Origin of the sequence: Pseudoalteromonas sp. S3431 (genome assembly GCF_000690035.1) — a bacterium.
Taxonomy (GTDB): Bacteria; Pseudomonadota; Gammaproteobacteria; order Enterobacterales; family Alteromonadaceae; genus Pseudoalteromonas; species Pseudoalteromonas fuliginea.
The window spans coordinates 24,469-30,552 of record NZ_JJNY01000006.1 but is presented as its reverse complement, the minus strand read 5'-3'; the positions used below and the strand labels follow the sequence as shown (position 1 = coordinate 30,552).

The window sequence follows — 6,084 nt, the reverse complement described above, 5'->3', positions numbered from 1 at the left end:
TAAAAATGGGGGGATTACCGATCTTTTATCAAAATTTGAAAATCGTCCGAAATAAATTCAAGCTTTTTTTCTTTGACATTCTTTTCTTGAATGCGTGCATGAGCATGAATCTCATGCTTAGCTATTCTTGGAGTGATAAATATCCACTGCCGAATTATACAATCTCCTAAATGCTTCACTAACTCTTTTTCATTTATAGAAAGCTTGCCTATGTCCTTAGTTATTTTATCTCTCTGCTTTTGATAAAGCGTTTTAGTATCATAATCTTCATTAGGGCAATAACATTGAATAGCGATGCCATCCAATAGCACAACCCCTTCAATACCAAGATCTCCTGGTGAAGCAATCATTTCTTGATAAGTGTCATGTTTTTTCTTAAAAACTAACTGAATAAGACTTTCCCAGCTATTTCCATCTAATGGACCAATATCAGTTTGAATCATATGCTCCAAGCCCTCTAATTAATTGCATAAAATTATTCCTTAACTTCCCCGTGATCACACTAGAAAGATATAAATTGATGAGTAATCACTGGCATGGATGTAAGTTAAGCCGTGACTTCATAATGGATGGCGAATACAAGGCGCTTACGTTCACATCAATTTTTAACTTGAGGACACAGTGTGATCCTCTGGTGCGCCGTGGGATTCCATAAGGTAGACGGCGGTGTTTACCCTTTGGTTGCCATCGCCAACGCGATATAACTTCGAATAGAAGTTTTAAGATCCCTAAACTCATACGCCAAAACACCAATTTATGAGCGCGATATAAAATCGCACCTACATATTAATTACACCGAAATTTAAAAGCTTCGCTTTTCGCGCGAGCAAGCTTTGCGCCTACAAGTCAAAAACGCGAGATAAACTCCCGCCTGCACTTATAAACACCAATCTACCAACACACACCAATTCCCAGTGATCACACCTGAAACGATCGTAATGATTAGTAATTTACAGCATGGATGCTGTAAAAAGCATAGCTTGGCCATGGATGGCCTATCTACGCTGGTTACGTTCACATCATTCACGTAAGTTGAAGATACAGTGTGATCCTCGGGTGCGCCGTGGGATTCCAAAGGGCGGTCGGCGGCAGCCGCCCTTTGGTTGCCATCGCCAACGCGATATAACCTCGAATAGAGGTTTTTAAATCCTTTAAACCCACATCAAAACACCAATTTATGAGCGCGATATAAAATCGCACCTACACATTAATTACACCGAAATTTAAAAGCTTCGCTTTTCGCACGAGCAAGCTCAGCGCCTACAAGTTAAAGCACGACGTAAAATCGTGACTACATTCATAAACACCAATCTACCAACACACTCCAATTCCCCGTGATCACACCTGAAACTTGAGTTAATGATGAGTAATTTACAGCATGGCGGAATTTTGTTCCCGACAAATTCCAAGTACCTAAATCCCTTTAGGCAATGCTGTAAAAAGCGTAGCTTGGCCATGGATGGCCTATCTACGCTGGTTACGTTCACATCATTAACGTAAGTTAAAGCTACAGTGTGATCCTCGGGTGCGCCGTGGGTGACGAGTGACCGAAGCGAAGCTTCGCAGCACGAGGAAGTGGAAGCATGGATGCTGACAGGAACCCAGCTTCATGGACGAATTACCTCGTACAATGTCAAAATATCTCTCAAATGCCGCCCTTTGGTTGCCATCGCCAACGCGATAAAATCTCGAATAGAGGTTTTTAATCCGCGCCTTTAAATCCCACGCAAAAAACAACTTATGAGCGCGATGTAAAATCGCACCTACATATTAATTACACCGAGATTTAAAAGCTTCGCTTTTCGCGCGAGCAAGCTCTGCGCCTACAACCCAAAAGCGCGAGATAAACTCACGCCTACATTTATAAACACCAATCTACCAACACACTCCAATTCCCCGTGATCACACCTGAAACTGAGTTAATGATGAGTAATTTACAGCATGGCGGAATTTTGTTCCCGACAAATTCCAAGTACCTAAATCCCTTTAGGCAATGCTGTACAAAGCGTAGCTTGGCCATGGATGGCCTATCTACGCTGGTTACGTTCACATCATTAACGTAAGTTGAAGACACTGTGTGATCTTCGGGTGCGCCGTGGGTGACGAGTGACGGAAGCGAAGCTTCGCAGCACGAGGAATTGGAAGCATGGATGCTGACAGGAACCCTGCTTCATGGACGAATTACCTCGTACAATGTCAAAATATCTCTCAAATGCCGCCCTTTGGTTGCCATCGCCAACGCGATATAACCTCGAATAGAGGTTTTTAATCCCTTTAATCCTCTGAATCCCACGCAAAAAAAACTTATGATCGCGATATAAAATCGCACCTACACATTAATTACATCGAAGTTTAAAAGCTTCGCTTTTAACGCCAGCAAGCTGAGCGTCTACAATACACAGCGCGATATAAAATCGCACCTACATATTAATTACGTCGAAACTCAAAAGCTTCGCTTTTAATGCCAGCAAGCTGCGCGTCTACAATACACAGCGCGATATAAAATCGCACCTACACATTAATTACGTCGAAACTCAAAAGCTTCGCTTTTAACGGTTGCTGTAAGTAACTGCTTGCCAACTCTGCCAGCTCTGGGCTTGAATCAAACGCACTTACAGTGAAACCCTGCGCTTTAAAAAATGCGGCATCGCGTGCACTGCCACAACCGGCATCTAAAATACTCCCGTGTTGTGCAACGTGCGGTAAAAACTCAGCATAAAGCGCCGACATATCAACGTTTAGTGTTGAGTCGCTAAAGGCTTTGGCATTTTGGTTGTAATAAGTAAGCGTGGCGTTTGACACGAGACTCACCGCTCCTTGGCTAATCGTTTAACAGCTAAGGCACTGTTAATACTGCATTCATTATTTGTTCAATCTACAGGAACAAGTGCATTAAATACAGGCTTAATAAGTAGAAATTTTTAAATTAATACGCTGTTATTATTAAGCGCTGATGTGAGTACTAAGCGCGACATAAATCACGCTTAGTGCTTTTTACGCGTTTAGTTATTACTTTTTTCTTAGCCAAAAAAGACTCGCGGGAACCGAAATCCATGCCTGTTTACCTAACGACTCAAGGTAAACACCCACCTCTTCTTTACTGCCTGGGCTGTAATATGGTGGCTGTTGTTCTTTTAGTTTTTCTTGGCCGGTGAGTATTTTGGTAAAGTGTTTATTTTGCTGCTGGAGGATTTTTTTGTAATCGTTTGCGGGTTTTGAATCGCCATGCATTACAAAAGCACTTAGCGCACGGCTTGCTGTGGCGTGTAGTTCTTGAAAATCAAAGTCGGCTAATAAAGCCTCTAACTTCTCCCACTCTTTATTTATAATTAGGCAGTTCATTAATAAAAAGCGGTTTGCTTGATTATCGTTTGGGTTTAGCTTTAGTAACTCTTCGAGTTCTGATTGTGCTTTTACGGTATAACCATGCAGTGCGTGTATTTTTGCTCGATGCGCGCGAAGCATCATATAGGGGCGAGTTTCTTGTAGTCCCCAAAAATGCCCAGCGTTGTCTTTAATAAATTGCTTAGTTATAAGCCCACCTTCCATGATTTCTAGCAACATTTGCATTGGCTCAAGTGCTTTTAGCTCTGTATCGGCGAGTACAAGTCCAAGTAATTCATCAAGCTCATCTAACTCATTTGGTTCTTCGTCTAAAAAGCTGTTGTTAAATACAGCCTCATCTTCGTCACTTAAAGTTAGGTCGTTACTAAATCGAAGTTCAAAAATAGCGTCGGCCATAAAATAAACATAATTACGTTTATATTCTTGGGCGTTATATTGGGCAAATTCACCAAATTCTTTTGCTGCTGCTTTTTCACTAGAAAATGCTTTTAAAACGCTGTTTAGGTTATTAAGGGCCTGTTTTTGCTCTGCATCAAGCATACGCTTATTTATATGTTTAAGCGCCTGTAAAACCCCTTTACAGTAACTTGGTAGAGGCATATTCGGTTTAAGTGAATCACGGTAATCTTGTTTAGATAGGCTACACTTAGCAGGCATTTTTAATTCGTTTTGAATTACTTTTTCCATGCACTGGTTATACAGAGCCATTAAGCTTTCTAAGTATTTTAGTTCAGTCGCATTTTGAACATTAAGATCTCCAAATAGATCTGGTTGCCACTCACTAGGGTTAAGCATTTGTGGTAATACACCCAACCCCATTAAATAACCCTGAATAAAGTAATAATCTGGTTTTTTAGTGCTCAATTCACTGAGTTTTACAACATCGTTACGTATTTTGGTTGGCGACATAACTTGCTCTACTATTCATAAATTTATTTGTAGTGTACCGATTGATAAAGTTAGCAACAATATTTTTTCTTAAGTTTATAAAATAAGTGCAATTGTTAAACTTAAACGCTCAGCTACCTTTCTCTGCTTAGTGAGCTATTTACATTTTTACACAACCCCAGCACTAAAATGCTCAAGCTAGTTTATACTGTATTAAAAACAAACAATAATTAATTGTATTAGAGGCGTAATGAATAAACTAATAACCCTATTTATTTGCTTAATTTTTAACGTGTCGCCTACTGTGTTTGCTTGCGAAAGAACTTTAAGTGTTGCATCGCACGATGCATTTTGGCCGCCATATGTGTTAGGTATTAATGGTGAATTACAAGGCGCAGAGGTAGATGCACTTAACATTATATTTGCCGGCTCGCCTTTTTGTTTTAAGGTTGAATTGCTGCCTAATTCAAAGCGCGCTTTTGTTGAGCTTAAACATGGCCGAATTGATTTAGGCTGGGCGGCTAGCTATACCGATAATCGTGCTAAATATGTTCATTTTAGTGAAAGTTACCGTACGGAGGTAATGCGTTTATACGAAAACAAAAATAACCAGCACAATGTTGATAGCTTAGAAGATATTTTTAAACAAGGCCTTACTGTAGGCGCTAACTTTGGTAGTTATTACGGTGAAGAATTTGAACAATATAAAACAACGTATAAAAAACAAATTGAGTACACCAGCGCAGTGAGCAAGCGCTTCGAAATGCTTAATAAGCAACGTATTGATTTTGCAATTGAAGATGAGCTAGCGAGTGCTTATTTTATTAAACGAAGCTCAAACTTAGCACCGGTTAAAAATATCAAATTTATAAATAAAGACGCAATACATTTAATGCTAAGCAAAGATACGGTGTCGGTTGAAGAGCTTGAAGTAATAAATAAACACATAAAAAACAATCAAACGGCACTTAAGGCGCTATTTGAGTAATGTTTAATTGCCAGCTATAACCGCAAGCGCAATTAATTGGAGTGTAATGAAAACTATAATAGTCGTTTTTGCTGTATTACTGTTAAGTACCTTTAATACGCAAGCATGTAATAAAACTTTTGAAGTTGGCACAAATGAAAATTACTGGCCTCCTTATGTTGAGCTAAAAAACGGGGTGTTGTCGGGTATTGAAATTAACGTTATAAAAACGTTGTTTAAAGGCTCCCCTTTTTGCTTGAAATTTAGCGTATTACCTAGCTCTTTACGCGCACAAGAAGAGTTAAAGCAAGGCCGTATAGATATTATGTTTGCGGCAACTAAAACTAAAAAACGAAGCAAATTTGCGTATTTTAGCCAAAGCTACCGTGACGAGGTTATGCTGCTTTATAAAAATACGCTTTCCCCTAATTTAAGTTCAATTGAACAACTATTTAGCCAAGGCTTTAGTATTGCCGTTAATCGAGGTAGTTATTATGGCGCGCAGTTCGAGCAACTTAAAAAAGCATATCCTAAGCAAGTTGTGCTTATTTCGACTGCCGATAAGCGCTTTGAAATGCTCAATAAACAGCGGGTAGATTTTGTGATTGAAGACGCTTTGTCGGGGCTGTTTTTTTTAAAACAATCATTAAATATTGAACCGGTTACTAATATGGCATTTTTTAACAAAGCCCCTGTGCATTTAATGCTGAGTAAAAAAACGGTTACGCTTGATGAACTATCGGTTATTAATCAATTAATTCAAAAAAATAAAAAGGCCACAGAACGTATTTACCAAACTTATTAACTGTTTTGAGCTGTAAAATCACTTATCGCTATCTGTTTTTGCTTTAATTTAAAGCGCCTTTTATCTTCCCTTCCTCTTG

Annotated in this window: 4 protein-coding genes and 1 pseudogene; 2 read left to right on the top strand and 3 right to left on the bottom strand. The window is 39.2% G+C overall.

The window, feature by feature from the left end; all coding sequences use genetic code 11:
• Positions 1-14 precede the first annotated feature (14 nt).
• From DO88_RS16370 to DO88_RS16375, 3 genes and pseudogenes are all read right to left on the bottom strand, one after another.
• Entirely contained in the window at positions 15-443 is a 429-nt protein-coding gene (locus DO88_RS16370; RefSeq protein ID WP_232224773.1) for a hypothetical protein, read from the bottom strand.
• Between the two features lie 2,098 nt (positions 444-2,541).
• Positions 2,542-2,802 (bottom strand): annotated as a pseudogene (locus DO88_RS0118155) (class I SAM-dependent methyltransferase); the annotation flags it as partial.
• Positions 2,803-3,009: 207 nt separating this feature from the next.
• Positions 3,010-4,254: a UPF0149 family protein gene (locus DO88_RS16375; RefSeq protein WP_033037968.1), complete on the bottom strand. Its 1,245-nt coding sequence runs from the start codon at positions 4,252-4,254 to the stop codon at positions 3,010-3,012.
• Positions 4,255-4,483: 229 nt separating this feature from the next.
• Here DO88_RS16375 and DO88_RS16380 point away from each other — a divergent pair, with 229 nt between their 5' ends.
• The gene (locus DO88_RS16380) at positions 4,484-5,221 is read left to right on the top strand and encodes a substrate-binding periplasmic protein (protein ID WP_033030064.1); all 738 of its coding nucleotides are present in this window, start codon (positions 4,484-4,486) and stop codon (positions 5,219-5,221) included.
• Between the two features lie 46 nt (positions 5,222-5,267).
• The gene (locus DO88_RS16385) at positions 5,268-6,005 is read left to right on the top strand and encodes a substrate-binding periplasmic protein (protein WP_033037970.1); all 738 of its coding nucleotides are present in this window, start codon (positions 5,268-5,270) and stop codon (positions 6,003-6,005) included.
• The last annotated feature ends 79 nt before the right edge of the window (positions 6,006-6,084 follow it).